This window comes from Alphaproteobacteria bacterium (assembly GCA_018662925.1).
GTDB lineage: Bacteria > Pseudomonadota > Alphaproteobacteria > 16-39-46 > JABJFC01 > JABJFC01.
Map to the genome: position 1 here is coordinate 1 of JABJFC010000019.1, position 3,194 is coordinate 3,194.

Here is a 3,194-nt window from a genome sequence, read left to right on the forward strand (position 1 = left end):
AGAAGGGGTTACGTTTTCACCTAAAGAGTGTAACCCTTTTTCTCTCCTTTTCCAGCTATTTCCTCGTACTCAGAGCTTTTTTGTTTCTCTATCTCGGATCTAGGGAAATAAGCTATACAGCAAGACTCGTTGTAACATCGAACGGATTTTTGCCCATTGGAAAGTCCATATGGGGCTGAATAGAAGTCGATATAAGGGATGGGTAAAACATCAGGTGCATTTTGATCTTATATCTATCGCCTATAACCTCAAACGGACCGCAAAGATTTTGGTGACTTAGACAGGACAAGTGTATCTAAAATCTACCTTTTTGGACCATTTAAGGTTCAAAAAGGAATAATATCCCACGAATTTACTCTTTTTGTGCCGAAAATACTGCTTAACCTTCTGGTTTTGATTTATTCAGACGTCTCAAATTATTTAATTTATTTTCTCCGTTTCAAAAATAAAAAAAACTTTTTTGCATATTATTCCGTTTATTTCAAATATCAATCCTCTAAATGTCACAAACACGTGAGATGTCCGATGTAGGTAAAAAACACCCCTTATAGCTTGGTTTAAACATCAATTTTACCTATCATAGCCACGTGATTTAGTTAGCTCCTGCTGCTTAGCGACATAATCTTTAAGTTCCCTGGTGAGTGTTGGATTGTATGCATCTAAATCTTGCCTGAAGGAAGCATCTTTTTCGAACAATTGCATGTAAACGCTAAGGTCTTTTCGTGCGTCTTCACCAAGCGATGATTTTTGATAGAATTTTATCTCCTTGAGCTTGTCTTCCATATAAGGGGCTATTATTTCAATAGAGGAGGTTTTAGGACGAGGTATTAGTTCTTTCTGTATTTCCGGTTCGTGCACTTCCTGAACTTGGGACTTCTTCGTATCATGATACTCTACCACGTAGTCTCGAACACCCTGAGGACCTTTCACTTTCAGAACGTCATTAAAATCTTGTCCTGGCTTAAAAGGCTTAATAACTGTTACGGCTCTAGCTTGATACTCCTTGAATTGATTTTGAATTTTTTCCAGAATTTCATAAGTCTGTGAATTAGCTTTGTGAGCATCATTGTCAGCACAAATGATGATTTCTTTTCCTCCTTGATAGTTGCCGATGTTATAAATCCCAAGGGAAGCAACAATTTTGCCAATTACCCCAGCTTCTTGAATAGAAAGCGCCGTTTCAACACCTTCCGCAATAAATACCCTGCTATTATCCTTTGGAGCATCTTGAAGAGTCACAAAGGATCCTTTTGCCACTCCGTATTGAATCTTATTGAGCTTTTCGCCACTCATGCTCAGAGCCCGTTTACCTTGCTCATCAAGTTTCGTTAATTGAACAGATCTTAACTCACCTTCTTTATTGTGTCCAAATGCCGCAAAACAGTCATGCTTTAAGGCTTTACGTTCGCCTTTGTACATAAATTCTGTTCCCTTTGGGATAAAGCGTAAGACTTCTGATAGGGTTCCTTGAATGCCACGTTCATGGCGGATGTAGACTTCCGCTAAAGTGTTTTCAATTGGTTTAGATTTAACCTGCAATTCTAGAACCGCATTAAGGCGCTGAGCAATCTCTTTCACGTGATCCATTTCTGTTTGCTTTTGTGCATGCTCTCTAGATTGTATCGAAGATGACCGTAGTGTTTTGGGATCCGCTTCCACATTTAAGAACTTGCCTAAATAATCAACCGACTCCTTAAAATCTATTCCTTTTTCTCGCCCTATCAACTTAAAAATATCACCCCCTTCATCTCGTTCAAAATCCTTCCATAATCCCTCACTAGGAGCCGAGATGTTCACAACAAGAGATCCTTTTTGGCCAAACCGTAGAGAAGATTGCGTGCACATACGAGCATTTGGTTGACCTAATAAATCAATGGCTATGTCCCCATACCTCCCACGAGCCCTTTCAAGGACATGATTAACAGGTACAAATGATTCTGCACTAGGTTTTCTTTCCGCATACCCTACATGCTTTTGCAGACGAGATTGAATGTCTGGTCGCATACTATTCAGGACAGTGACCGCTACTTTATTTTTTGAGAGATGCAGAGCATTTTCATTACGAGCTGTAAAGGCTGTTTGCCACTCTTCTTTTATTGAACTTCGTTCCTCAGCTGTTTTAAGTTGCATACTCTTCCAAAGGCGTGCAGCTTCTCTTGAAGAATCTAGATACTTTCCTATAGGGTAATAAATAAGGTCTGGATTTATTTTTGGCGAGATCTCTCCTGATTGAACTTTGGCATAGAGGGCGCTATCAAAGGTGACTCGGTTTACATCAAGACCAGCCTGTTTCGCAACTCTAAAGTCACTTGGACACTTTAAAATTTGTCTGAGCTCTACAGCTTGTGGTCCTCGTGTTTCAATACTTTTAGCTTCATTATAGGCCTCTACTTTGCATCTCACTTCTCCATTAACGGCATGCTCCAATAGTTTGCCTTCTTTAACGCCCAGTGTATCAAAAAAGGGTTGGTACTTTTCTGGAGACTCAACAAGTTTTAACGCCAATGTATCCCGCTTGACTTGTGTTTCTTTAAACCGCTCCTGCGTGATAAAAGTTTTTGAGATGTGTGCTTCAATGCTTGGACGATCTTTGAGCCGACTGTAAAGTGCCGCGGCCTCGTTCCGTGCCTCTGTATACGCCTTAACTACATTATAATTTTCCTTTTCCTGCAAACTCAGACGATCATAATAAAGATTCTCGTGTTGTGATTTTAAATGAGCCTCAGCATGCGACTTGACAGAGGCAATATATACGAGATCGTTTTGGCTGAGAGAATTACCCCAGTAGTCTTTGAGAGAATCGTCTCCTTTTTCCACTCTCAAGAATGGATAATAAAGCCGTGGATTTTCTTGCATTACGAATGCAATAGAGTCTCTTTCTGTCTTTAATTCTTTGTAATCTTTATAGAGAGGATGAGTTTTTGAAAGCACTCCTGGATGTGTTGAGGAAATCTCTTGCCAAAGTGCTCTCGTTTTGCGTGTTAAATCTATATATCCTTCCACTTGAATGGAGGCACGATTTTCCATATCTGAGAGAAGCCGTGGACGCTGGCCTGCATCTACTTCCAACACATCACGTCTTATTCCAGCCAAGCGCACGTAAGGTGTATGCTCGTCCCACTTATCCAAAATACTCTGAGCAACACGTTTCTTTTCCTCAAAACATACTTTGTATGCCTTATAGGATGGGTGTA

Annotated in this window: 1 protein-coding gene and 1 pseudogene; one reads left to right on the forward strand and one right to left on the reverse strand. The window is 40.1% G+C overall.

Translation table 11 applies throughout. From position 1 onward, the window contains the following. Positions 1-109 precede the first annotated feature (109 nt). Positions 110-280, forward strand: a pseudogene (locus HOL16_01095) (transposase). 290 nt (positions 281-570) lie between these two features. Here HOL16_01095 and HOL16_01100 read toward each other — a convergent pair. Next, a partial coding sequence (locus tag HOL16_01100; GenBank protein ID MBT5389293.1) for a hypothetical protein occupies positions 571-3,194 on the reverse strand: 2,624 nt, incomplete at its 5' end.